We start from the raw sequence: 26,120 nt of genomic DNA, 5'->3' as shown, positions 1-26,120 counted from the left end.
ATGAAACATTTACTCCCTGTAATTACCACTTTACTTTGTGTAAGTTTTTATACACAAGCAAACTCCCCTGCTGGTAAAACTATTTTAGCGCGAGGCTCTGTACTAGCGGTTGATGGAAGCTCTGAACAACAACGGCAGTTGCAGCGCAGAGATACCGTTTTTGGTGTAGATCGCATTACGACCGGAGAGAAAAGCAAAGCGCAATTTTCAATGTCGGATGGTGGTTTAATCGCTTTAAAAGAAAATTCAGAACTAAATATTGCTAACTACGAATTTGATGATAATACCCAACAAGGTTCTGCTTCTATTGAGTTACTTAAAGGTGGTTTACGCTCTATTTCGGGTGTGATTAAAAAAAATGGCGGCTCTTATAATGTAAAAACCCCCGTTGGCTCTATTGGTATACGTGGAACACATTTTGAAGTTCAGCTCGTTGAAGGCAATGTGTTTTTAGCTGTATGGGATGGCGCAATAGATTTAACTTTAGAAAATAATAGCGTGGTTTCTTTGGGTGATAACGAGGCATTTTCGTTTGCACAAATTACAGCCTCTGGTGAAGTATTAAAAATGACGCGTGCGGCACGTGTGTTTGATCAAAATATAGTAACGATCGACCCTAAAGATGACAACGAAGAAGAGACTGAACAAGCATCTGTAACTGAAGTTGAAGTAAATGCTTTTGAAGCAGATACAGATACTATGGATATATATTCTGAACAACAATTTCAAACAGTTAGCAGCGCATCTTTAGTCGATCAAATAGCTCAGCGCCAAGGTGTATTTAACTATGAAGCATCAAGCTTTAATGTAAATTCGAGTGTGGGTGCTGTTACTGACTTTGCTATGACTATGGCTGTTGATTTTGATAATGGCACGGTACCTGATGGCGAAATTAGTTTTAATGACGCGGGCGGAAATTGGTATGCGGCTTACAGCGGCTTAATAAATTTAAGCGAACTTGACCTAGCCGTTACATTTGCATCCCATGGCAACAATAAAGCCGAGGGCGATGTTGATGCAATATTTTTGAATGACTTAGACAATATTACTGGCAACTTTAATCTTAACGAAATAAATAATCCTGATGTAAATGCTAGCGGTTCTTTTAAATTAGAACCATAAACACATTGGATACAAAGCTTTTATTATGGAGTATTTAAAATGACAGCAAAAAATATATTTTTGCTTGGTTCTATGGTGTTTTTGTTAAGTGCCTGTGGAGGCTCAGAAGAAAGCCCTGCTCAAGAGGCAATACAATCACCTACGGCTGAAGTAGTATCGCCAACGGTGACTAGCTATATAAATTTGGCTGGTGTTATAGCGAGCAATAAAACCAAGAATACAAAAGTTTTAGGTGCTGTCACTTCAAGTAGAGGAGTAGTTGGATCAAGCATAGCTAATACACGCGCTAATATTGTTTTTTCACAAACAAACGAAACTGTGCAAGGCAACGTTTCTTTTTTACTTGAAGCTTCGGATACTGATGGCATTGCTGAAGTTAATTTAGTGCTCCCTAGTGTCAATAAAAGCATATCACTGTGTTCTTCTGATTGTGGTTTTGACTACGAAAAATCAATTATAGGCCTCAGCCCTGCACTTTATGGTGTAACTCCAGGAGAGATACGCCTAGAAATATGGATAACTGACACTTTAAATAATCAAGTCCTTGCTGATGCAATTACTTTTAACTGGCAACCATATCAAATTGAAGGTGTTACAGCTCAGCGAGACGAAGATAATATTAATCTTTCGTGGCAGGCTAACCCCGAACTTAATCGTTATAACGTTTATATTGCAACTCAAGCTGGAGTTTCATCTACTAATATTAATGAATTAGAAAACGGGCAACAATTTTTAAGTATTCAAGATACTGCATTAAGCATTACCGAGTCACTTACAGATAAAAGTTATCAAGTACTTATTACCGGTATTGATGGCAGTGGTGAAAGTGGCTTTGCTAATATAATAAACATAGCACCAGTGGGTGGAGAGCTTGCATTTGCACCAGAAGCTAATGCCGATCAGTTTCAGATAAATGAAGATCAAACTCTGCAAGGCAACGTTCTAACAAATGATACGAATCAATACAGTGGCGATTTACGTGTAAATGCAGATGCATTAATTCTACCGCAGCATGGCACCATTAATATAAATGAAAATGGGGATTTTACTTATATCCCTATTGCAAACTTTAATGGTGAAGATGCCTTTAGCTATCAAGTTGCTAACGAGCTAGGTATGACAGATACCGCAGTTGTAGAGATAACCATTTTAGCTGTTAACGACGCCCCTATTGCGCTTGATAATACTTATAACATCACAAACAATGGAACCTTAGTTGTCCTATCGCCTGGCTTACTTATTAACGATAGCGATATTGATTTAGATGACTTAACTGTTGATACAACGCCTGTTAACGAACCAACAAGAGGACAATTAACCCTTTTTGATAATGGTAGCTTTGAATACCAAGGCGAGCAGAACATGCAAGGTGAAGACAGCTTTCAGTATAGAGTTGTTGATGCACAAGGTGCTCAGGCTATTGCAAATGTAACTATTGTAAGCTCAAACACTAACGTAGCCCCTGTAACAAAAAATGATAGCTATAGTTTAAGCGAAGATGAAACACTTGTGGTTACAGCAGCCAATGGTTTGCTTAGTAACGATACTGACCCAAATAATGACAGTTTTTCAGTTGATGAAACATTTATTGTGGCACCAACACATGGCCAACTATTATTAGCAATTGATGGCAGCTTTAGTTATGTGCCGGATGCTAATTTTAATGGTGTTGATCAATTTCAATATCAAGCTATAGACTCATTAGGTGCAACCTCTACAGCCACAGTAACTTTAGTAATAAACAGCGAACCCGATAACCCTGTTGCACAAAATGATGCCTATCAATTTAGCAAAAATAAATTATTTGAAGTAACAGTACAAAATGGCTTATTAATTAACGATTTTAATATTGAGGCTGGCGATTTATCAGTTAACACCACGGCAATCAATACAACTCAAAATGGCGAGCTTACATTAAAAGTTGATGGCTCATTTACCTACCAACCAGACTTAGGTTTTATTGGTGTAGATAGCTTTACTTATTCAATTTCAAATGAGCAAGGCTTAACTGCTACAGCTCAAGTAACATTAAGTGAAAGCGGCGTTAATACTTTTCCAGAAGCCAATAACGATCAATTTACGTTAGACGAAGACAGCTCTGCATCTTTATTAGACGTGCTAGCTAACGACACTGATGCAGATGGCGATACGATTAGTATTTCGAACATAGAAAATATCGTTGGAGAAGCGACTATTGTCGCCGGAAAAATACAGTTTACTCCACCAGCAAACTTTTCAGGTGAGATAGTACTAACTTACACTATTACTGATGGCTATAGCACTGGTAATGAAGGTATAAACGACAGAACAGCAAGTGTGACTATTACCGTTACATCCGTTAATGATGACCCTACTGCAAATGCTGATTCAGCAACGATGAACGAAGATGCTCCTGCGTTATTAGTTAACGTACTAGCTAACGACTCCGACATTGATGGCGATACTCTTACAATAACAGCTGCTACTGCAGATATAGGTTCTGCATCTGTTGTTGATAATAAAATCCAATACACGCCTGCTGCGAATACAAATGGAACAGCAATTATTAGCTACACAATAAGTGATGGTAATGGTGGTACTGCAACTACAAACTTATCAATAATTATTACTCCCGTAAACGATACTCCTATTGCAAACGCAGACTCAGCTACAATAGATGAAGATGCAGCGCCAATACTGATAAACGTATTGGCAAATGACTCCGACGTGGATGGTGATAGCCTCACTATCAGTGCTGCCTCGGCAGGTACTGGTTCGGTCGCAGTGGTTGGCAATCAAATTCAATATACACCGGCAGCCGACGACAACGGCGTAGCAACAGTTACTTATACTGTAAGCGATAGCAGCGGTGGTGCCAGTACAACAACGTTAACTATCACTATTACCCCCGTAAACGATGCTCCAATAGCAAACGCCGATTCGGCCACCATAGCTGAAAATGCAGCGCCAATACTGATAAACGTATTAGAAAATGACTCAGATGTAGATGGCGACAGCCTGGCGATCAGTGCAGCCTCAGCTGATATTGGCTCAGTCTCAGTAGTTGGCAATCAAATTCAATACACACCGGCAGCCGATAGCAACGGCTTAGCAGCAGTTACTTATACTGTTAGTGATAATAATGGTGGAACGAATACTGCCACGCTCGCTATTACGATAACTGCAGTGAATGATGCACCTGTTGCCAATAACGATACCGCGACCATGGCTGAAGATGCAGCACCAATACTGATAAACGTATTAGCAAATGATACTGACTCTGATGGAGACAGCTTGGTGATCTCTTCAGCCTCAGCTGATATTGGCTCAGCCTCAGTAGTTGGCAATCAAATTCAATACACACCGGCAGCTGATAGCAATGGCTTAGCAACAGTTACTTATACCGTTAGTGATAATAATGGTGGAACAAATACTGCCACGGTCGCTATTACGATAACTGGTGTTAACGATGCACCTGTAGCATCGGTTCAAAGTTTTAGTATTAGTGAAAATGCTACAGATGGCGACATTATTGGGACTGTTAGCGCGTCAGATATTGAGAACCAGACCTTAACTTATAGTTTAACTGGCGGTGACACTGCTTCATTTGAAATTAATAGTAGCTCTGGTGTTTTATCAACCATAGGTGAAAGCCCATTTGATTTTGAAACAACTAATCAATATATCTTAAATGTCACTATAACTGATGATGGCACACCTAATGAAAGTTCAAACGTTAACATAACCGTTAATATTACTGATGAAATTGAGCTTCTTATTCCAACTGAAGATGTGACATTTGGCCGCCCGATTACAGGTGAGCTTGATCTTTCAAACATTTTTTCTGGAGGTGAGTTTAAAGACAGTATTGAGCTTAATGGCAACCTTTATTTTGTTGGTTTTGTTGATGGCGACGATAAAGATATTATTGTTGTGTCTTACACCAACGCTGGCATAACAAATAATGCTTTTAATAGTAATGGAATAAAAATATTAGATTTAGATGATGATGAGGAAGCCACAGCTATTATTTCTGACGGTACAGATCTCTTTATTGCTTATTCTAGTTTTGACGGCACAAATACTGAAGCCTGCTTATTGGAAATGAATACTGCTGGCGTTGTAAGTACTGACTCTGGTGAGAATGATTCAGGAGTTCGCTGTACTTCACAAGCGAGTACTCTTGTTATTAATGACCTTGAAATTGATGACGATAAAATACTGGCTGTAGGTAAACGCTTTGATGGCACTCAAAACGATAGTCTATGGATACATTATAAAAAATCAGATCTAGATTTTGAGAACTCTACTCCAGCTATTGTCGATGTTAGCGGCGCTAATCGAGATGATGAAGGCTTTGCAGTTAAGAACTTTGATGATTCCGATTACTTAGTGGTTGGGAGTGTTACCAATGCAGAGGGAACAAAAGACTCTCTACTTCGTTATTTAAAATCTGATGGCGATAATGACAATAACTTTAATGGTGGCGCAGCACTAACAATTGATATATTTGATAATGATAAAGACGACGAACTTTTTGCTGTAGGCGGAGTTAGTGATTCTGAATTTACTGCCTTTGCAGGTGGATATATAACAAGAAATAGTGGTGAAAAAGAAGCTGTAATATTAGCTATTAATAAAAATGGGGAACTAATCACCACCTTTGGTAATGCTGGTATAGCAATTTATGATATTGATGGTAATGGTGGTAATGGTAATGGCGGCGCTAAAATTACAGGTATTAAACACGAGCCTAGTAACAATGGCATTAGTTTGTCGGGGACGACTGGCGTATCAGCCTCAGAAAAATTATTTTCAGCACAGATTAATAATGAAGGTACTTTAAATAGTGTCTATGGCACCTCCGGCATTAATATAATTGATGGTATAAGTGGTAAGCAATTTGCCAACACTTTAGCTATCGACTCTAATGACACTCTTTGGGTAGCTGGTGTTAATGATGATTCAAATACAAAACCGTTTATTGCAGCAATAGACAGTCAAGCCACATTATTTAGTAACTTTGAAACGAATGGTTACTTTACCCTTAATAATTTAGTAGATGCGACAAACGATGAATCAATGCACGTTTTACAACTTAGCAATGGCCCTCATGCCGGTAAGTATATTCTTGCATCAACGGCTAAATCGGACTCAATTACTAAGTTAGTATTAACACGCTTTACGAGTGCGGGTGATATTGATACTAGCTTTAGCGAAAGTGGCCATAAAGAAATTGCCATAGATTTGAGTAAGTCGCGCGTCGCTTTAACCGAGCAAAGCGACGGCAATTTAGTTATTACAGGCTCTAAAAATAGTGAAAATGGTGAAGCAGGCTTTGTAGCTAAAGTTGATCAGTCTGGTAATTTAGACACTTCATTTGCAACAGATGGTGTATACACAACCTCTGTCAGTGGCGCAGAATTGGTAAACCTGACAGGTATTGCACTTGATAATAGCGGTAACATTATTACTGTTGGGTCAATCGTAATAAGCGGCACTCCTAGCCCAATCGTTATAATGTTGACACCAGAAGGTACCCTTGAGCCAAACTTTGGCACTGGCGGAAGTATCATAGGCTCAGCTTTTGAGTACTATAACCGTGTACATACCGACAATGCAGATATTTTCATTGGTGGTAAGGCAGTATTAAGTGGCACTTCAAAGCTAATCGCATTGAAGTTAAGCTCAAACGGTACTGAAGTCTTTAAATATGTAGGTGAAGAAACCACAGATACCGACAATAAAATAGCGCAGATTTTAACTGACACAACGGGTAAGTTATATTTAATAGCAAACCTTATTGATTCGCCAAATAAAGCCAATGTTATTAGGTTGCTCGTTACGGGTGCGCTTGATACTAGCTTTGCCGTAAATGGTGTCGGTGAATATACTTTGGCGTCAAGCGGTAACACTGAGCTAAGTGGTGCAGCGCTCGATAGTAGCAATCAACTTATTTTAGCCGGCATGGCTAACAATAAAGGAATGTTAGCGCGTATTTTAACTGGCGGTACTTTAGATAATACGTTTGGAGCCAGTGGTGCCGGATTTTATGAAGCAAGCCAATGTACCAGTACACATGTATTTACTTCAATCATCTTACAAAATGACACCCAAGTTGTTGTAAGCAGCACCTGTAATGACACTAACTCTAACAATGTTAGTATTTCTAAATTCAATTTTGTAGAAGATGGAGCTTAGCCTTAAATCATGAAAGTTGAATTTTTTGGTGTTAGAGGCTCAATGGCTTCAGCAGGAAGTAATACGCACATTTTTGGGGGAAATACCTCATGTGTGTACATTGAACAAAGTAACGGTAAAGATCTTATTTTAGACTCTGGTACCGGTATTGTAGAGCTCGGTACACGTTTACTAGAAACACAAAGTCCTATCAATATTTTGCTAACGCACAATCATTGGGACCATATTCAAGGGTTTCCTTTTTTTAAACCTATTTACCAACCCAACCGCGATATAACTATTACTGTGGGTAACGTTGATGATAAAAAAAGCCAAGATGCCATATTAAAGCAAATGAGTGGTTCGTACTTTCCGGTGTGTTATCAAGATTTACCTGCCAGCATTACGCTTAATACTGATTTATCGTCTCAAAAGCAATTTACACTTAATGGTTTTTTGGTTTCGACTGCTCCACTAAATCACCCTGGCGGTGGGACTGCTTATTGTATTAAAGCGGATGATAAAAAGGTGGCTTACGTTACCGACAATGAGCTAAATCCGCCAGAAAAAGCAAACACAAGTATTAGCGAATGGGTCAATTTTATTGAAGGCGCTGATTTACTAATTCATGATGCTCAATTTATAGATGCAGACTTGCCTCTTAAACATGGTTGGGGGCATAGCACCATAGATCAGGTGGCTGAGCTTGCGATAAAAGCGAGTATTAAAAATGTGGTTATTATTAGCCACGATCCATCAAGAACCGATGAACAGTTATTAGCTATAGAAAAATATTTACACACGCAGTACGCTCAACAGGTAAAAATAGAGTGCGGCCGAGAAGGACGAGTTTTTGAATTTTAGCCTATCAAGGAGCGTTACTCATTAGCTCCTTAAAACCAATTACTTCAAAGCACTTTTTCATTGGCGCTGTTATTACATTATTAATTGCATCAATAGAGCTATTTTCAACTGGGTCGCTTGCAAAGTTAGTGAACCGCGTAGAAGGTATAATATACGACTCTCGGTTGTTACTAACACTTTCAGAGACGCCTAGGCGTATTGATGAAACCGTTGTAATAATTGATATCGATGAAAAGAGCATGCAAGAACAAGGACGCTTTCCTTGGAGTCGCTCAAAAGTAGCTGACCTTGTTACAAAGCTTACTGATGCAGGTGTTATTGTTATTGCATTCGATATATTTTTTTCTGAACAGGAAGAAAACCCTGTTACAAAAATTATGTCTGAAATTCCTGATTTATCAAAAAAGTACACCATCCCCTTTGCTGAAATTACTAAACAAGTCGATGCAGACACAAAACTAGCAAGCGCATTATCTAAAAATGATACTGTTCTTGGTTTTTTATTAATTGATGAACAACTCACTAATCAAAACTTGCCAGCTAAAAGCAGTGTTATATGGGCAAATGCGGATCATACTAATTCACAAATAAACCAGTTTCCTGGTGCTATTGTAAATATTCCACAGTTACAAAATGCTACAACGGGTACCGGTTTTATCAATGCACATAGCGATGAAGATGGCTTTATACGTAAAGCAGCTCTTATAAATCGAGTTGGCAATAAGCTCTACCCTTCTTTAGCACTTGAAGTTGCTCGACTTTATACCCTTGCTGAAAACATAGAAACCCGTTCCAATATATTAGATGGTATAACCTTATTCGAAGGTATAAAGTTTCAAGATAAGTGGATTCAAACTGATGAATATGGGCAAATATTAATTCCTTACAAAGGGCGTGCACATAGCTTCCCTTATTATTCGGCTACCGATATTTTGACCAAAAAAATTGGTTTAGAGGAATTAGAAGGCACAGTAGCCTTTATTGGCACATCGGCAATTGGACTCGCTGATTTAAGATCAACACCTGTTGGTTTACAGTATCCCGGTGTGGAGGTTCATGCCAATATATTTGAAGGATTAATGCACCCAGAGCTACTTCCCTCTAAACCTAATTGGTCACTGGGAGCAAGTTTACTCATCATTGCATTAACGGGTAGCGTACTGTCGTTTTTTAGCCACGGTAAGAGCGCACGTTTTATTATAATTTTGTCTCTTACAGTCACAAGTGTAGTTATATTTTTAAACGTTTATTTATGGTCAGTGCAAAAAATTAGTTTACCTTTATTAATGCCCCTTTTACTCATCATTATATTAGCGGGTTATTACATCATTGTTGGTTCTATCGCTGAAATGAAGCATAGCCGAAAAATAAAATCTATGTTTGACCAATATATGCCTCCTGAGCGTATAAACCAGATGATACTACAGGGTAAAAGTTTATCTCAAAAAAGTGAGCGAAAAAATATGACGGTGTTGTTTGCCGACATTCGTAGTTTCACTTCAGTATCAGAAAGTATGTCGCCTCATCAGTTAAGTGAATATTTAAACGAATATCTTACGGCTATTACCAAAATCATATTTGATAATAACGGGACTATTGATAAGTACGTAGGCGATATGGTGATGGCATTTTGGAATGCTCCACTAAAAGATGAAAACCACGCTCGCCATGGTGTTGAAGCCGCAATGGGTATGATTAACGGGTTAACGCAAATAAATCAGTTATTTGCAGAAAACAATCAGCCTGCAATAAAAATTGGTATCGGTTTAAGTACTGGCGATATGAATGTAGGTGATATGGGTTCGGTTTACCGTAAAGCCTATACAGTTCTTGGTGATACTGTTAATTTAGGTGCTAGAGTAGAAAGCTTGACCAAGTTTTATGGCGTAGCTATTCTTGTTACAGAAGAAACGATGAAGGAATGCCCTCATATTGCATTTCGTTTAATAGATAAAGTGCAAGTTGTCGGAAAAACAGCCGCTGTACAGTTGTTTGAACCTATAAACTTTACAGATAAGCTCGATGAAGAACAGTTAAATGAAGTTAAAAAATCACAGCAGGCCATGACGCTTTTTTATAATAAAAACTGGCCACAAGCGCTTAGCTTATTTAAAGAACTACACAGCACGACCGTATTTAGCTCTGACGTTTATACCATTTTTATCGAACGTATTAAGGGCACTGATTTGCAAACACTAGCTAAGGATTGGAATGGTGCCTTCAAACATACTAAAAAGTAGTAAACATATGCGACAGCACATTAAAGACAAAACAAACCTTCAGCATTTTATCGATATTAGTATTAGGCTAACAACAGAAAAAAACTCGTCTAAGTTACTTGATGAAATACTGCAAGTTGTGATGTCGATAGCAAATTCTGATGCTGGCAGCATTTACTCTATTACCCCAAACAAACAACTCAAGTTTGAAACGGTAATAAATAAGTCATTAAATCTTTATTTAGGTGGCACTTTAGGGAGCCCTGTAGATTTTCCTAATATAGATCTTTTTATTGATGGCAAACCAAACGAAACAGCTATTGTTGCCCACTCTGCAAATTCTGGCGAAGTGATTAACATTCCTGACGTGTATGATGCCCTGCCCTTTGATATGAGCACAGCTCGCAAAATGGATGCCCGCACGGGTTATCGTTCTGAGTCCATGCTAACAATTCCTTTAAAAGATCATGAAGATGACATTATTGGTGTAATCCAGCTTATAAATGTAAAAGATGCGCAAAATAAAAATATCCCTTTTAGTGAAGAGCTTGTCACTCTAATTCGATCTTTTGCCTCTTTAGGCGCTATTTCACTAACTAACTCAACACTAATTAAGGGAATGGAAGATCTTTTTTCGACCTTTGCTGAAACAATTGCGATGGCAATAGATGAAAAGTCTCCTCATACCGGTGGCCATTGTAAACGAGTGCCAGCACTCACGTTAATGCTAGCTGATGCCGTGCATGATATAAATAAAGGCCCTTTGGCTTCATTTTCAATGAGTGAAGCCGACCGACATGAGCTTGATATAGCAGGCTGGTTACATGACTGCGGGAAAATCGCGACTCCCGATCACATTATGGAAAAGTCGACAAAACTAGAAACTATTTTTGATCGAATAAAATATGTAGATGCTAAATTTGAAATAATTAGCCGAGATTTAAAAATAGCGTATCAGCAAAAAATCATCTATGCGATGAAGCTGCAAAAACCTATCGAAGTTCAACAATTTGAACGCCTACTTGATACCGAGCTTAAACAGTTGGCATTAGACCGTGCATTATTACAGCGTGTGAATGTAGGGGGCGAGTTTTTAGGTGATGCAGAACTTGAGCACATTGAACGCATTGCAAACAAATACCAACTCGTTATAAATGATATTAATACACCATTGCTCTCAGCTGATGAAGTTGAAAACTTAACAATACGAAGAGGCACGTTAACCGAAGCCGAACGTGAAGTAATGAAACGTCATATGGATGTAACTAAAAATATTTTAGATGCCCTGCCGTTCCCTAAACACTTAAGCAATGTGACTGAATATGCTTTAGGTCATCATGAAAAACTTGACGGTACTGGTTACCCAAGAGGTTTAACCAAAGAGCAAATGTCGGTGCCTGCAAGGTTAATGGCTATTACGGATATTTTTGAAGCGCTATCTGCAGTAGACAGGCCCTACAAAAAAGCAAAACCGGTCAGTGAGTGTTTATTTATTTTAGGGTCAATGGTTGCTAAAAACCATCTTGATGCTGACATTTTTGCTATTTTTATTGAGTCGCAAGTCTATAAAAATTATATCAATGAATATGCTAACCCAGAGCAGCTAGATGAGGTAGATTTTGATAACTTACCCGGTTACACACCTATAAGTTAGCACCTATAAGCCATGCCTTTATTCAAAATGCGCTTATTACAGTCTATAACTATTCAAACAAAAAAATGCCACCATACGGTGGCATTTACACACGGGGTTATTTCTACTTATAGAAATCCTTTTACTTTTTATTTGTTTTTTTATGTTGTTTTATTAACAAAAAATATGGCTCCAAAGGTAGCATTTAGTGCTCTGTGTAGCAACAGTAAAAGATAAAGTTCATATATCTGCCATATTAACGTCATAAAAAAGCGCGAAGTAAATTCGCGCTCATAAACTTAACGGGCGTTATATTTTAATACACACGTACTTTTCTTCTAGGTACTCATCCAGCCCTTGATGACCGCCTTCTCGGCCTAAACCAGATTGCTTAACACCACCAAATGGCGCTACTGGGTTTGATATAACACCTTCATTAACGCCGACCATACCAAATTCAAGCCCTTCACTAACTCGGTAAATTTGCTTAATATTTTGGCTGTAAAAATAGGCTGCCAGACCAAATGGTACATCGTTAGCAAGTGCAAGCACTTCACTTTCTTCATCAAAAGGAATAACCGTTAATACTGGACCAAATACTTCTTCGTGGTAAATATCCATGTCAGTAGTTACGTTGTTTACTATTAATGGGTTTTGAAAGCTGCCACCTAAGTCACTATTATCGCCAATCAACGTAGCACCTTTATCGAGTGCGTCTTGTACTAACTGTTGTACTTTATCTTTGGCTTTAGGGTAAATGAGTGGGCCAATATCAACATCGTCTTCAAAACCATTTGCCACTTTTAGCGCTGCAACCTTAGGCGTGATTTTTGACAGTACTTTGTCGAGAATATTACGCTGTATAAAGATACGGTTTGCAGCAACACATGCCTGCCCACTATTTCTAAATTTAGCCGCCATTAGCCCTTCTACAGCTTCATCTAAATCTGCATTATCAAAAATGATAAAAGGCGCATTGCCGCCAAGCTCCATCGAGGTGCGTTTAATTGTGTCTGCACATTGAGATAGCAACTGCTTACCTACACCGGTAGAGCCGGTAAATGTAAACTTACGCACGACTTCTGAGTCAGTCAGCATTTTACCTACTGTTTTGGCATCTTGTGAAACCAGTACATTAAATGCACCTTTAACAAAACCAGCTTGATCGGCCAGATAAGCAAGTGCGATAGCGCATAATGGCGTATGTTCAGAAGGTTTAAGTATAAAGCTACAGCCCGCAGCGTAAGCTGGAGCTACTTTACGAGTAACCATAGCAACAGGGAAGTTCCACGGCGTAATACCAGCTACAACACCTACAGGCTGCTTAAAGCTGGTTAAACGATGCGAGTCATCTGTTGGCGGAATTACATCTCCGTAACTACGTTTGGCTTCTTCTGCAAACCATTTGATAAAACCTGCACCGTAATTAATTTCGCCAAGGGATTCTTTGAGCGGTTTGCCTTGCTCTTTGGTCATAAGCTCTGCAAGTGTTTGCTTGTGTTTTATAACTAGCTCATACCAGCGCATCAACGTTTCGCTTCGCTCGGTGGCATTCGTCGCTTTTAATTTAACAAAAGCCCCTTGAGCTGCAGCTATTGCGCTATTTACACCCTGCTCGTCAATATCGCTTACATCAATAATACTTTTTTCGGTCGCGGGATCGTTAACGCTAAAGTGCGTATCAGTTTTATAAAATTCGCCGTTAATAAATGAGTCTGAGAAAATAAGATTACTCAAAATAAACCTCCGAAATAGATTTTAGGGATTGGGTTGAACTCTTAGCAGCGGGTTTACCCCGCGTTTATATAATCTGAAAAATACGTGATCATTTTGATGTTCAAGTTTGAGATTAGAAAAATTTAACTTAAAACGTTTGAGATTTAAAAACGCGACATAAAGTCGCTGCTACGTGTTTATAAATGCTTTTTTGAAACAAAAAAGCCGCTGTATCAAACAGCGGCTTTTAATATATACATCGTTAAAAACTAGTGCTCTTCATTAACGATATTGAGATTGTACTTAGGTATTTCAACCACTAAGTCTTCATCTCTTATAATTGCTTGGCAACCAAGGCGTGACTCAGGCTCTAAGCCCCATGCTTTATCTAGCATGTCATCTTCTAGCTCATCACTCTCTTGTAGTGAATCAAATCCTTCACGAATCACTAAATGACACGTAGTACATGCACACGACTTTTCGCAGGCATGTGCAATGCTAATGCCATTTTTAAGTGCAGCGTCGAGTACCGTTTGGCCTGTAGGAGCTTCAATTGCAGCGCCGTCAGGACATAATTCAGGATGTGGAAGAAAAACAATTTGTGGCATTCTAATCTCTCTTAAATGTTGTCTACTGACTGCCCTGTAAGGGCCTTTTTAATTGATGCATCCATTCTACGCGATGCAAAGTCGCTACTCGCATTATCGACTTTTTCGATAGCTGCTTTAATTTCGCCAGGCTCTTGTGCATTTTCGCGCACTTTTACCAGTTCTGCAATTTCAGCGCGTAAGTTAGCAAGTTGCATATCGTCAAGTAATGCAGCATCGGCTGCAAGTGATGCATTAAGCGCTTCTATTACGCGTAATGCTTCTACTTGTTGCTCTTTAAGCATACGTGCTTGCATGTCGCCTTTAGCGTTGCTCATTGACTCTTTTAGCATGTTAGCTACTTGGTCGTCAGATAAACCAAACGAAGGCTTAACTTGAATTTCAGCTTGTACGCCTGTTGATTTTTCCATAGCTGAAACACTTAATAGGCCATCAGCATCAACTTTAAAGGTTACACGAATATGCGCAGCGCCTGCCGCCATTGGTGGAATACCTTTTAAGCTAAACTTAGCAAGCGAACGACAATCATCAACAAGCTCACGCTCGCCTTGCAGCACATGTAATGACATAGCTGTTTGGCCGTCTTTAAACGTCGTAAATTCTTGCGCGCGTGCTACCGGAATTGTCGTATTACGCGGAATGATTTTTTCAACCAAACCACCCATAGTTTCAAGACCTAGCGATAACGGTAATACATCAAGCAATAACATGTCAGAATCTGGCTTATTGCCAATTAACACGTCGGCTTGAAGCGCAGCACCTAGGGCTACAACACGATCAGGGTCGATTGAAGTTAGTGGTTCTTTATCAAAAAAGCTGTGTACCTGGCTACGTACCAGTGGCATACGGGTTGAACCGCCTACCATAATAACTTGCAGTACTTCGTCGTTTTCTATGCCAGCATCTTTTACAGCACGGCGACACGAACGCAGTGTTTTTTTAACGAGAGGCATAGCCATTTCGTCAAACGTTTCGCGCGTTACTTCAACGGCGTATTTTTGATCGTCAAACTCAAGGCCCACATTCACTTTTGCGTATTGGCTTAGCGCTTCTTTACAGGCTTTTGCTTTATTGATGAATAAACGTAAAACTGAAGGTGACAACGCTGACACACCAGTTTGCTGCTTAAAGTAATCAACAAGTAGTGAGTCAAAGTCATCACCACCGAGGCTTGAATCGCCGCCAGTTGCCATTACTTCAAACACACCTTGGTGTAATCTAAGTACTGATATATCAAATGTACCACCGCCTAAATCGTAAACAGCAATAATACCTTCTTGGCCAGAGTCTAAACCATAAGCAACCGCTGCTGCTGTTGGCTCATTTAATAAACGTAGTACGTTAATGCCAGCAAGTTCTGCGGCATCTTTAGTACTTTGGCGCTGTGCGTCATCAAAGTACGCTGGCACTGTGATCACAGCACCTAAAATCTCTTGATTACCAAAACTTTGCTCAGCTCGTGCTTTTAATGCAGCTAAAATATGGCTTGATGCTTTAATTGGACTGATTTTACCTGCCACAGTTTCTATTGCTAGTGCACCATTGTGCTCACAAAATTCATACGGTAGCTGGCCATAACTTTGCTCTATTTCAGCCTGAGTTTTACCTAAAAAACGCTTAACCGAAATAAGCGTGTTGGCAGGGTCTTGCGTTGCTGCTTTTGCAGCTTCTGCGCCAACAGTAATACCGCCTGCTTGATAACGAACAACCGACGGTAACATAGCCGCGCCAAGATCATCAGTTAACGTGCGGGCTTCGCCACTTTGCACTGTTGCAACCAATGAATTAGTTGTACCAAGGTCAATACCAATCGCTAGTTTATGTTCGTGTGGTGCCGCGCTCTGCCCCGGCTCAGCAATTTGCAATAATGCCATAATGCTCTTTAAACTCGTGTTGCTCGCTTTGCAGCAAGTAATTAATCGTCAAATAAACTGTCTTCAATACGCTCTAGTTCGTCACGTAACTTATAAACAAACTTCAGTTTACGAATATTATCTGCGGCAAGTTGATATTGCTGCTCATCGTTACTTGCGAGTTGCTCGGCAAGTTGTGCACTGTACTGCGTGTTTAGTTGCTTAATTTGTTTTTCAAAATTTGCAATGGCGGTATCAGGATCGCGCGACGATGTTAGCTCTTCAAGCTCTTCGCGAAGTTCCATTTGCTGCATTAAAAACATTGGATCTTGCAAGGTTTGCTGCTCTGCACGAATATCAACGCCTAGCTCGCTCAACATATACTCAGCACGTTTTACTGGGTGCTTTAATGTTTGTAGTGCATCGTTAATTTCGGCGGCACTTTGCACTGCCATTAACTTATCGCGGCTGCTCGCATTCGCGTGGCGATCTGGATGTACAGTACGCTGTAATTCCAAGTAGTGCTTGTTAACCGTTGCTAAATCAATATTGTAATCAACTGGTATTGCAAATAATTCAAAGTAACGCATAACTTCAACCAATAAAATTCAGAAATTAATTTCAAAAATAACAAAGCCCTACATTTACTGGCAGGGCTTATTTATACTACAAAAATATTTAAAGCTTAAACGGTAAAGCTTTCGCCACAACCACACTCATCTGCTTGATTCGGGTTTCTAAATTTAAACCCTTCATTTAAGCCTTCTTTAGTGTAGTCGAGCTCTGTGCCATCGATGTAAACTAAGCTTTTAGCGTCAACAATTAATGTGACACCTTTAGCCGCAAAAGTTTCATCGTCTTCGTTTAAATCGTCAACAAACTCAAGTACATAAGCAAGACCTGAACAGCCCGTCGTTTTAATGCCAACGCGCAGGCCTAAACCTTTACCGCGGTTTGCTAAAAATGATTGTACGCGGTTTGCTGCCGCATCTGTCAATGTCACTGCCATGAGTTTCTCTTCTTACTTCGCTTGTTTGCTTTTGTAGTCTGCAATTGCTGCTTGAATTGCGTCTTCGGCTAAAATTGAACAGTGAATTTTCACTGGTGGTAATTCAAGCTCTGCACTGATATCAGTGTTTTTAATTGTCGCTGCTTCGTCTAGCGTTTTGCCTTTAACCCACTCTGTTACAAGTGAAGATGAAGCAATTGCGCTACCACAACCGTAGGTTTTGAATTTTGCATCTTCAATAACGCCTTCGGCAGATACTTTAATTTGCAATTTCATTACGTCACCACATGCTGGTGCGCCTACCATACCCGTTGCCACTGACGGATCATTCTTATCTAGAGTACCTACGTTACGTGGGTTTTCTACGTGGTCGATTACTTTATCACTATAAGCCATTATTCTATCCTCATTACCTGCTAGGGTATGTGCTCACACTATTAGTGGTGAGCCCATTCAACTGAATCTAAATCAATACCTTCTTGATGCATCTCCCAAAGTGGAGACATCTCACGTAGGCGACCGATAGAGTTTTTCATTAATTCGACGGTGTAATCAATCTCTTCTTCGGTAGTAAAGCGACCAATACTAAAACGAATTGAGCTATGTGCTAATTCGTCGTTACGGCCAAGTGCACGTAATACATAAGAAGGCTCTAAGCTTGCAGATGTACAGGCTGAACCTGACGATACTGCAATGTCTTTTACTGCCATAAGTAACGACTCACCTTCAACAAAGTTAAAGCTGATGTTTACAATGCCAGGTACTGATTGGTCTTGCGTGCCGTTAAAGTATACTTCGTCCATATCAGCCATAATGCCGTCGATTAAACGATTACGTAAGGCGCTGATGTGTGCGTGATCTTTTTCGAAATCTTGCTTAGCAATTTTAAACGCTGTACCCATACCCACTAATTGGTGAGTAGCTAGTGTACCAGAGCGCATACCGCGTTCATGTCCGCCACCGTGCATTTGCGCTTCAAGACGAGCACGTGGTTTACGACGAACGTAAAGTGCGCCAACACCTTTAGGGCCATACACTTTATGTGCAGAGAACGACATAAAATCAACTTTAAGCTGTTGCACGTCGATTAATACTTTACCCGCGCTTTGCGCGGCATCTACGTGGAACATAATTTTACGTTCGCGACACATTTCGCCAATAGTCGCGATATCTTGAATTACACCTAGCTCGTTATTAACGTGCATGATGCTTACAAGTACTGTGTCGTCACGCATTGTGTCGGCAAGTTTTTGTAAATCAAGTAGGCCGTTTTCTTCAACGTCCATATAAGTTACTTCAAAACCTTGGCGCTCAAGCTCACGACATGTGTCGATTACTGCTTTATGCTCAGTTTTAGCGGTAATAACGTGCTTACCTTTTTTCTTGTAAAACTGTGCAGCACCTTTAATAGCAAGGTTATTTGATTCTGTTGCACCCGATGTGAAAACAATTTCACGTGGGTCTGCATTAATTAAATCAGCAATATCTGTACGTGCTTGGTCAACAGCTTCTTCTGCTTGCCAACCAAAACGGTGTGAGCGTGACGCAGGATTACCAAACTTACCGTCCATTGTCAGGCATTGCATCATTTCTTTAGCAACACGTTCGTCAACAGGCGTGGTCGCTGCGTAATCTAAATAAATCGGTAACTTCATTTCTCTCTCCGCTGCAGGTCAACCTTAAAGTTGACAGCTTACTTGAATGTTTTCCAACTGCTTAATTGCATTATTAATACTGTTATCTTGGCGCGATGCTATTTCTTTCACATCTGATTTTTCCACCAATTCAGCAAGGGTAATATTATTCAAAAATTCTTCTATGCGTGCGCTTAGGTCTGACCACAAATTATGTGTTAAACAACGCATACCACTCTGACAGCCGGTATCGGCACCTTGGCAACGTGTAGCATCGACCGATTCGTCTACGGCGCTAATAATATCGCCAACAGAGATAACGCTCGCTTCACGCCCTAGTAAATAACCACCACCAGGTCCACGAACAGAACTTACTAGGCCATTTTTACGTAAACGAGCAAATAATTGTTCAAGGTAAGACAAAGAAATTTCTTGTCTTTGTGAAATATCAGCAAGGGCTACAGGACCTACACCTGTGTGTAGTGCAACATCCAGCATAGCTGTAACGGCATATCTGCCTTTTGATGTTAACTTCATAACGCCCCCTGCACAAAAGAGTGCAAATTTTAATTATCAGAGTAAATTAGTCAAGTATTATCACTTGATAAAAATTTGATTTATAAACTCTTACTTTTTAAATTGTAGAGTTAACAAACTTTCAATACTTGACCTCTTTGGTCAAGTATTACAGCCATTGTAATTACCTGAGTAATTTAGTCAAGTATTACAGCCATTGTAATTACCTGAGTAATTTAGTCAAGTATTAGCGCGTTAATTAGTCTAGGTCTTTTATAACTAATAGCTATACCTAAGTTACTTAGGGATAGCCTTATTAATTGAGGTGAGAATACCGCGTAAAATATTCATTTCAGCATCTTCAGGGTGAGCTCGGTTAAACAAACGGCGTAATTTAGTCATAACTAAACCAGGGTGTTGCTTGATGATAAAACCTGTTTTAAACAACGTGTCTTCAAGGTGATCATAAAACAGCTCTATTTGCTTTGAGCTTGGGTAAACTGCATCGTCTTCTTCAACCTTTTTAGGTTGTTGATTTAAAAATGCCATGCGAGTTTCGTAGCTAAGTGTTTGTACGGCCATAGCTAAATTAAGCGAGCTGTACTCTGGGTTAGCAGGAATACATACATGGTAATTACAAAGCTGTAATTCTTCATTAGTTAAACCACTGTTTTCACGACCAAATACTAGCGCTACAGGACCATTTACGGCTTCAGCAACGAGCTTTTCACCACATTCACGTGGTTCAACCATTGGCCACGAAAGCGTACGAGAACGCGCACTTGTGCCAATCGTTAATGTACAGTCAGCGATAGCTTCTTCAACGGTACCTACAATAACTGCATTGCCTAAAACATCAGTTGCGCCTGCAGCTAATGCACTTGCTTGGCTGTCTATTTCGCAAGCAGGATCAACTAAATAAAGTTTTGATAAACCCATGGTTTTCATGGCGCGAGCCGCCGAACCAATATTGCCGGAATGTGACGTGTTAACTAAAACAATGCGAATATCATCTAAGATCATTACTGTGCTACTTTGCTATGCCAAAAAATTGCGCAAATTCTAACATGAAAATGTAATAAGATCCTAGATTCAAAAGGCTAGATCCTATGATCAAACCCAATATAACGATTCTTACAGGGGTAAATTGTCGCTGCATGCAAAGCATGACAAGCACTGGATAAATATATCAATCACTTATAGATAACCTGCAACCATTCACTGACATAAAATACAACCATACAATGACATATTAATTTAAAGTTACTCTTTAGTTTGTCGTTGACAAATAGGCATTGTCAGTACGCAAATAAAGTAATCGGTAGAATTTCAGTATTTACGATTTAAGGGCTAAATTTCTACCTATTCTAATGTCTGATTTTTCGCTCTAAGCGGAACTAAGCCATCACTAATATAAAAAGATTAAAAATTTAAGAGCCTGTTAGCTTCTACTTGACCATAGAAAACTAAAGAGCACTGTTAGAATTGACAATATCTTGGAAGTATCAGAACAGAACGATGCTTAAATCTGCACCTATGCCAGACCCGATTTCAGAGTCTGATATAGATGAAGATAGCGCACAGGGACAAAATGGAAGTGCAACCTCAATGCTAAAAATTCACATTAAACCATTTTTGTTTTTCCAGAAATGCAATTAACTCATCTCGAAATTTTATTGCTCGTTTTGATAACGCTCTTTTTTTTGGCCACAGAAGTGATATTTCGCGTGGTTCGCCACTCCATAAGGGCAATACCCGCTCTACTTCACCATTTTCAATTTCATTGTAAACCATACTCATCGGCAGAAGAGCTATTCCTGATCCAGCCTTGACCAAGTTTAAAGTAATGCTCATATCGTTACTTATATGATTATGCTTTTTGGGGTAAATATACTTTTCTTCGTCATTTGTTAAAGCCCAGTCTTTGAATAAATTAGCAGCAATACTCGGACAGGATTTTAATTGAGATACCGTTTTAGGTAGAAGTTTTTTATAACTTGGCGATATCACTAATACAGAACTAATCGAGCCGATTTTTTTTTGTACTAGAGATGAATTTTCTTGAGGGCCTGAGCGAATAGCAATATCAATCTGGTTAGAGATTACATCGTCATCTGGGTCACCTAATGTAATATTGAGCAAAATATCAGGGTTATTAACAGTGAAATTTCGCCAGAACTCATTAAGGGGCCCGCTACCGATATTTGTAGGAACCATTACCTTAAGTTCACCACTCAAACTATTGAGGGCATTATCTAAATTTAAAAGTCGTATATCCAGCTCATGTATAAAGCTGGCGGTTTCCTCATAATAAACTTGCCCCGCATTAGTAAGAGTTAGTCCTTTATTAGAACGATGACATAACTCGCACCCTAGTTTTTTCTCTAGCTCGTGTAAACGCCTTGAAACCGTGGCAATAGTCATCCCAAGGCTCTCTGCTCCACGCGTTAAACTTTTCAACTCGGCAACAGTTATAAAAATTTTAAGGTTATCAAGCATTGTCTTTACAAATATGTAAATGGGATTATTAATTCTACGTATATACTACAGATATGTAAGCCCATAAACTATATTCCATCACTTAAAATGAATATAGGAGAAATTTAGATGAAGCATCGCTTTATTTTCGCAATATTAATGTCTTTTGTACTTACTTTTTTTATGTCAGCTTGGGTTACTTATATCAACATGGGTTTGATAAATAGCTTTATCAACTATTGGATGTCCGCGTGGTTTCTAGCGTGGCCAGCTGCTGGAGTTATATCATTTGTCTCAGCACCTAGAATTCATAGGTTAGCTCATGAAATATCAGATAAATTTTAAAACGGCTAAAACCTTTGATAGTTATCCGATAGAATAGCTCTTTCATCGGATAGCTATTCTATAAACTGTAACACGTGAATTGCTATGATTTACTAAAACCTCAATGGCCGATTTAGTCAGTGTGTTAAATCGAATGATTAAACTCACAGCTCAAAGCTGAGCTTCGGCAAATTGCTATGAGCGGACTATGATAATATTTCGCTAAGAGACTTTCTCATCGTGTCGAAGTGTTAATACTTCAAAGCCTGTTTCTGTCACTAAAATGGTATGCTCCCATTGGGCAGAAAGTTTCTTATCTTTTGTCACGACTGTCCATCCATCTTTTTTAGTTTTTACCTTCTTGGAACCTTGGTTGATCATAGGCTCTATAGTAAATGTCATACCCGCTTCAAGTATTAATCCTGTATGCGCTTTACCATAGTGCAAAACTTGCGGCTCTTCATGCATTTCTTTACCAATACCATGACCGCAATATTCACGTACTACATTATAACCAGAAGATTCAGCGTGCTTTTGAATAGCATAGCCAATATCACCAAGCGTTGCTTTTGGCTTTACCAACTTAATACCTTCCCACATTGCATCATAAGTCGTTTTAACCAAACGTTTAGCTTCTGAGGTTGTCGCTGTAAAAGTATACATTTTACTTGAATCACTGATATAACCATTTTTCTCTAAGGTAATATCAATATTTAAAATATCTTTGCTTTTTAACTTATAAACATGATTGGGTACACCATGACACACTACGTCATTAACTGATGAGTTCAATGAATACCGATAGCCATATTGCCCTTTACTGGCAGGACGAGCATGTAACACATTGGTAATATAGCTTTCTACTTTAGTGTCTATATCTAACGTAGTTATGCCTTCGCAAATAAAATCATCAAGCATTTTAAATACTTGAGCTAAAAGCTTTCCTGACTCTCTCATGAGCTCAATTTCTGCATCCGTTTTTACTATTGCTTTATTCATGCAAAAGATCCTGAATAGTAAGCTTTTCTTTTATTAATTGTTTTTTAATTATTTCATGGTAGTTGAGTGTCGGATTTAGCTCAGCGAGCATGCCTATTTTAATCCAAAACTCTGCTTGTGAATTGATAGATCTAGACATGATATTACTCGATTTTCTAATTTCTTCATGCAATCCGTCTGATATTTTTACTATTCCCATCATATATACCGCATATTATTAATATACATATCGCATATTATTCATATATAAATCGTATACGTCGAGGATTTATATGTCAACTCAGACGTTTACAGTTTAAAGTACATTTTTCGCTCACCTACTTAAATACGTGAACAACATACAATCCTTTGTGTTTACATTTAACTATATAAACAGTACTTTTAGGTTGTATTTAGCAGGGTGATAAATTTAATGGTTATTGTATGAGGTTTAAAGTGACAAGAAGTACGACTAGCATCTTATATAGTGCTATTTTATATTTTCACTGTATTATTTTTACACTAGGAATGGCTGAGTCTACTTTTTCTGGGTATGAATTAATGAAGGTAATAAGCCCTGTAACGGCCATAGCCTCATTGTTAATTGCAGTCGCCCTAGCAACAATAAAAAAATTGAGCCTAAACAAGAAGAAGTATTGCATTCTAATAGCTATAGTTACTGCGCTGTGTTTTCTATTTATTCAGTTTTCTTTTTTATTTCACATGAAGGTTAATTTAGATCTTGGGAGACTTGATAACAACCCATTTACTTTATCATTGTGCGCAATTTTTATTTTTACTTGCTTTTCAGCGATTACTATCAAAGCTTTTCATAAAAATATACAAATAAATGAAATGAAAAAAATAAAATTAGTTGTATTCATAGTTGTATTAATCGGTTCGACTGTGTGGCATCAATCTTCTCTAAATCTAGTCAAAACCCAAGATACTAATGCAAGAGAAAAAATACACTTAATGGAAACAATGATAAACCGCTCTCTGATTTCACAGAAAAAGGCTCTAGCTAGAATAAAAAGCAGAGTAGAAAAAGTGAGGTTTGAAGATTTCATGCGTCTAATTAATATAGACTCAAAAAATTATATTAGTGATTATAATATTATCAAAGGTATTTTAGTTCTTGATAGCGAACTAAATTACATTTCAGGTGATAATTTTTCTAGTAGTTTTTACTTAAATGGAATGCTAGATAAACCTACAATAAGATCATGGATTAAAAGGGATGTAGAGGAGGTCCAATTTGCAGCTAACTCATTAACCCTAGACTCAGATATACCCATTCTGATGTTTTTAGCTTCTATTAAACTTGCGGATCAGAGTCATTTTTATATAGTAAACTTACTAGATATGAATTTGTTATTAGAGAAAAGTTATTTAAAATATCTTAGCCAATATGATACATATCTAGAGTTAACTCCAAATATATACTTTTCAATAGATTATAAAAATGAAACTCAGGTTGATTTGAACAACCTAACTAGCCGTTATAACCACTTTATTACTGAAAAAATAAATGTGATGGATTTAGTTGAACATAATGTCTATACCTTTATCAATGACTACAAAGCAATACACATTGACACAATAATTGAGCAGTTAATATTATGGCTTACCTTCCTATTTACATTCATCTTTGTACTGGTTGCTGATTCATCAAGAGTCTTGGAATTTAAGGAAAGACATGATGAATTAACAGGTTTATTGAGACTGAAAGCCTTGGAGGAAGAGTTTTTAAAGCTTTGGTCGGTAAGAGGTTACAGTGATTTTTCAGTCGTCATAATCAAACTAGATTTTTTTGAAGAGATACATAACTCTTTAGGTTACGAAACCAGTGATAAAATTCTGAAAAAAGCTTCAGAAAAAATAAGCAAAAATATTGATAACCAAGTATTAATCTCTAAAGGAATAAACGATAGCTTTGTTTTATATTTTACTAATACTTCACCGGCTACTCTTGAGCAAAAGATTGAGGCTTTAATAGTGGACTTATCCAAAGCGTACTGCATTGATACTTTTGAATTCAACCTTACTGCAAGCGCTGGAGTGGTACATTATCAAACTTCCGAGCTATTTGATTTTAAGCTAAACCTTCAGCAAGCAAATATAGCTCTTGAAAAATCTATAGATCTTGGAGGTAACCAAGTACACTTTTATCATCAATCAATGGATGATAAACACAACGAAATAGTTACTATCCGAAATAACTTACACATAGCACTAAAGAACAACGAATTAGAAGTATTCTACCAACCTATACATAACTTGAACGGAAACCAAATTATAGGAGTTGAAGCTCTAGTTAGGTGGTCTTGTAACGATGAATGGATCTCTCCAGCAAAGTTCATACCTGTAGCAGAGACTACTGGTCAAATAGTTCAAGTAGGCAAGCAAGTTTTAGATAAAGTCCTTCACGATATAAAAAAATACTCACAACTGCAAAATATAACCGTAGCAGTTAACTTTTCAACCAAGCAGATTATTAAAGACAATTTTTTGATAGACTTACTCTATTTGCTTACTCAAAATAACATCACGTATAACAATTTTACGGTTGAAGTCACGGAGTCCTCCTTTCAAGAAAAAACATCAATAGAGAAAACATTACGTGAGTTAATTAATTCAGGTTTAAATGTTGCTATAGACGATTTTGGTACTGGCTTTTCGAGTTTGTCATACCTTGCTAATCAGCCTGCAAACATTATTAAAATTGATCGAGAGTTTACCCTTGGAGCCTATAAAGATACGAAAGAAAGGAAGCTTTTAGATACCATTATTAAAGTTTGTTATGACTTAGGTAAAAAAGTGGTAGTGGAGGGTGTTGAAGATGAAAAGCTAATTACACATTTATCTAGATATAAAGATATTAGGATCCAAGGATACTTTTTCTCAAAGCCACTTCCAGTTGACCAACTTATTGAATATATTAGAGACGCACAATACTAATTTATTGAATATAACTTACTAGCCAATGGGAGATCACAACCATATA

The 26,120-nt window shown here is 38.3% G+C and carries 19 protein-coding genes; 7 read left to right on the top strand and 12 right to left on the bottom strand.

Features of this window, described 5'->3' with window-relative positions; all coding sequences use genetic code 11:
* The 5 genes from PARC_RS02450 (at position 1) to PARC_RS02430 (ending at position 12,018) form a co-directional block, all read left to right on the top strand.
* A complete protein-coding gene (locus tag PARC_RS02450; RefSeq protein WP_010554131.1) occupies positions 1-1,122 on the top strand; it encodes a FecR family protein in 1,122 nt (373 codons plus the stop codon).
* 39 nt (positions 1,123-1,161) lie between these two features.
* On the top strand, positions 1,162-7,302 hold the full coding sequence (locus PARC_RS02445; RefSeq protein WP_010554130.1) for an Ig-like domain-containing protein: 6,141 nt from the start codon (positions 1,162-1,164) through the stop codon (positions 7,300-7,302).
* Positions 7,303-7,311: 9 nt separating this feature from the next.
* Complete coding sequence (locus PARC_RS02440; RefSeq protein ID WP_010554129.1) at positions 7,312-8,145, top strand: MBL fold metallo-hydrolase; 834 nt, start codon at positions 7,312-7,314, stop codon at positions 8,143-8,145.
* A gap of 128 nt (positions 8,146-8,273) precedes the next feature.
* Entirely contained in the window at positions 8,274-10,385 is a 2,112-nt protein-coding gene (locus tag PARC_RS02435; protein WP_238142560.1) for a CHASE2 domain-containing protein, read from the top strand.
* Positions 10,357-12,018, top strand: a complete 1,662-nt coding sequence (locus PARC_RS02430; RefSeq protein WP_010554126.1) for an HD family phosphohydrolase — start codon at positions 10,357-10,359, stop codon at positions 12,016-12,018. The genes PARC_RS02435 and PARC_RS02430 overlap by 29 nt, the downstream gene beginning before the upstream one ends.
* Before the next feature lie 288 nt (positions 12,019-12,306).
* Here PARC_RS02430 and PARC_RS02425 read toward each other — a convergent pair whose 3' ends face one another.
* The 10 genes from PARC_RS02425 to PARC_RS02380 all read right to left on the bottom strand — a co-directional run bounded on the left by PARC_RS02425 (position 12,307) and on the right by PARC_RS02380 (position 21,832).
* Positions 12,307-13,734: an NAD-dependent succinate-semialdehyde dehydrogenase gene (locus PARC_RS02425; protein WP_010554125.1), complete on the bottom strand. Its 1,428-nt coding sequence runs from the start codon at positions 13,732-13,734 to the stop codon at positions 12,307-12,309.
* Between the two features lie 248 nt (positions 13,735-13,982).
* Entirely contained in the window at positions 13,983-14,321 is a 339-nt protein-coding gene (fdx, locus tag PARC_RS02420) for an ISC system 2Fe-2S type ferredoxin (RefSeq protein WP_007586379.1), read from the bottom strand.
* A gap of 11 nt (positions 14,322-14,332) precedes the next feature.
* A complete protein-coding gene (gene hscA / locus PARC_RS02415; RefSeq protein WP_010554124.1) occupies positions 14,333-16,195 on the bottom strand; it encodes a Fe-S protein assembly chaperone HscA in 1,863 nt (620 codons plus the stop codon).
* 41 nt (positions 16,196-16,236) lie between these two features.
* On the bottom strand, positions 16,237-16,764 hold the full coding sequence (gene hscB / locus PARC_RS02410) for a co-chaperone HscB (RefSeq protein ID WP_010554123.1): 528 nt from the start codon (positions 16,762-16,764) through the stop codon (positions 16,237-16,239).
* A gap of 95 nt (positions 16,765-16,859) precedes the next feature.
* Positions 16,860-17,183, bottom strand: a complete 324-nt coding sequence (iscA, locus tag PARC_RS02405; RefSeq protein WP_007377674.1) for an iron-sulfur cluster assembly protein IscA — start codon at positions 17,181-17,183, stop codon at positions 16,860-16,862.
* Positions 17,184-17,195: 12 nt separating this feature from the next.
* Positions 17,196-17,579 (bottom strand): Fe-S cluster assembly scaffold IscU, encoded by a 384-nt coding sequence (gene iscU / locus PARC_RS02400; protein ID WP_007377675.1) that lies wholly within the window; start codon positions 17,577-17,579, stop codon positions 17,196-17,198.
* A 41-nt stretch (positions 17,580-17,620) separates the two neighbouring features.
* Positions 17,621-18,838 (bottom strand): IscS subfamily cysteine desulfurase, encoded by a 1,218-nt coding sequence (locus PARC_RS02395; protein WP_002958425.1) that lies wholly within the window; start codon positions 18,836-18,838, stop codon positions 17,621-17,623.
* 24 nt (positions 18,839-18,862) lie between these two features.
* The gene (gene iscR, locus PARC_RS02390; protein WP_007586371.1) at positions 18,863-19,354 is read right to left on the bottom strand and encodes a Fe-S cluster assembly transcriptional regulator IscR; all 492 of its coding nucleotides are present in this window, start codon (positions 19,352-19,354) and stop codon (positions 18,863-18,865) included.
* A gap of 276 nt (positions 19,355-19,630) precedes the next feature.
* On the bottom strand, positions 19,631-20,356 hold the full coding sequence (gene trmJ / locus PARC_RS02385) for a tRNA (cytosine(32)/uridine(32)-2'-O)-methyltransferase TrmJ (protein WP_010554122.1): 726 nt from the start codon (positions 20,354-20,356) through the stop codon (positions 19,631-19,633).
* Positions 20,357-20,944: 588 nt separating this feature from the next.
* Positions 20,945-21,832 (bottom strand): LysR family transcriptional regulator, encoded by an 888-nt coding sequence (locus tag PARC_RS02380; RefSeq protein WP_010554121.1) that lies wholly within the window; start codon positions 21,830-21,832, stop codon positions 20,945-20,947.
* A gap of 108 nt (positions 21,833-21,940) precedes the next feature.
* Here PARC_RS02380 and PARC_RS21700 point away from each other — a divergent pair, with 108 nt between their 5' ends.
* Positions 21,941-22,156, top strand: coding sequence for a DUF2798 domain-containing protein (locus PARC_RS21700; RefSeq protein WP_010554120.1), 216 nt, complete (start codon positions 21,941-21,943; stop codon positions 22,154-22,156).
* A gap of 201 nt (positions 22,157-22,357) precedes the next feature.
* Here the strand turns inward: PARC_RS21700 and map are convergent, their stop codons facing one another.
* A complete protein-coding gene (gene map / locus PARC_RS02370) occupies positions 22,358-23,134 on the bottom strand; it encodes a type I methionyl aminopeptidase (protein WP_010554119.1) in 777 nt (258 codons plus the stop codon).
* Complete coding sequence (locus PARC_RS02365) at positions 23,127-23,333, bottom strand: ParD-like family protein (protein WP_010554118.1); 207 nt, start codon at positions 23,331-23,333, stop codon at positions 23,127-23,129. The genes map and PARC_RS02365 overlap by 8 nt, the downstream gene beginning before the upstream one ends.
* Before the next feature lie 308 nt (positions 23,334-23,641).
* Here PARC_RS02365 and PARC_RS02360 point away from each other — a divergent pair, with 308 nt between their 5' ends.
* Positions 23,642-26,074, top strand: a complete 2,433-nt coding sequence (locus tag PARC_RS02360) for a putative bifunctional diguanylate cyclase/phosphodiesterase (protein WP_238142558.1) — start codon at positions 23,642-23,644, stop codon at positions 26,072-26,074.
* Positions 26,075-26,120: the final 46 nt, after the last annotated feature.

Source organism: Pseudoalteromonas arctica A 37-1-2 (assembly GCF_000238395.3).
In the GTDB taxonomy this organism is placed as follows: Bacteria; Pseudomonadota; Gammaproteobacteria; order Enterobacterales; family Alteromonadaceae; genus Pseudoalteromonas; species Pseudoalteromonas arctica.
Note: the sequence above shows the minus strand (reverse complement) of the source record. Positions and strands in the feature narration are given on the sequence as shown.

Excerpts from the sequence above, each read along its gene's own strand:
- PARC_RS02450 (WP_010554131.1), top strand. The coding sequence starts at position 1 with ATGAAACATTTACTCCCTGTAATTACCACTTTACTTTGTGTAAGTTTT.
- PARC_RS02445 (WP_010554130.1), top strand. The coding sequence starts at position 1,162 with ATGACAGCAAAAAATATATTTTTGCTTGGTTCTATGGTGTTTTTGTTA.
- PARC_RS02440 (WP_010554129.1), top strand. The coding sequence starts at position 7,312 with ATGAAAGTTGAATTTTTTGGTGTTAGAGGCTCAATGGCTTCAGCAGGA.
- PARC_RS02430 (WP_010554126.1), top strand. The coding sequence starts at position 10,357 with ATGGTGCCTTCAAACATACTAAAAAGTAGTAAACATATGCGACAGCAC.
- fdx (WP_007586379.1), bottom strand. The coding sequence starts at position 14,321 with ATGCCACAAATTGTTTTTCTTCCACATCCTGAATTATGTCCTGACGGC.
- hscA (WP_010554124.1), bottom strand. The coding sequence starts at position 16,195 with ATGGCATTATTGCAAATTGCTGAGCCGGGGCAGAGCGCGGCACCACAC.
- hscB (WP_010554123.1), bottom strand. The coding sequence starts at position 16,764 with ATGCGTTACTTTGAATTATTTGCAATACCAGTTGATTACAATATTGAT.
- iscA (WP_007377674.1), bottom strand. The coding sequence starts at position 17,183 with ATGGCAGTGACATTGACAGATGCGGCAGCAAACCGCGTACAATCATTT.
- iscU (WP_007377675.1), bottom strand. The coding sequence starts at position 17,579 with ATGGCTTATAGTGATAAAGTAATCGACCACGTAGAAAACCCACGTAAC.
- PARC_RS02395 (WP_002958425.1), bottom strand. The coding sequence starts at position 18,838 with ATGAAGTTACCGATTTATTTAGATTACGCAGCGACCACGCCTGTTGAC.
- iscR (WP_007586371.1), bottom strand. The coding sequence starts at position 19,354 with ATGAAGTTAACATCAAAAGGCAGATATGCCGTTACAGCTATGCTGGAT.
- trmJ (WP_010554122.1), bottom strand. The coding sequence starts at position 20,356 with ATGATCTTAGATGATATTCGCATTGTTTTAGTTAACACGTCACATTCC.
- PARC_RS02380 (WP_010554121.1), bottom strand. The coding sequence starts at position 21,832 with ATGCTTGATAACCTTAAAATTTTTATAACTGTTGCCGAGTTGAAAAGT.
- PARC_RS21700 (WP_010554120.1), top strand. The coding sequence starts at position 21,941 with ATGAAGCATCGCTTTATTTTCGCAATATTAATGTCTTTTGTACTTACT.
- map (WP_010554119.1), bottom strand. The coding sequence starts at position 23,134 with ATGAATAAAGCAATAGTAAAAACGGATGCAGAAATTGAGCTCATGAGA.
- PARC_RS02365 (WP_010554118.1), bottom strand. The coding sequence starts at position 23,333 with ATGGGAATAGTAAAAATATCAGACGGATTGCATGAAGAAATTAGAAAA.
- PARC_RS02360 (WP_238142558.1), top strand. The coding sequence starts at position 23,642 with ATGGCTGAGTCTACTTTTTCTGGGTATGAATTAATGAAGGTAATAAGC.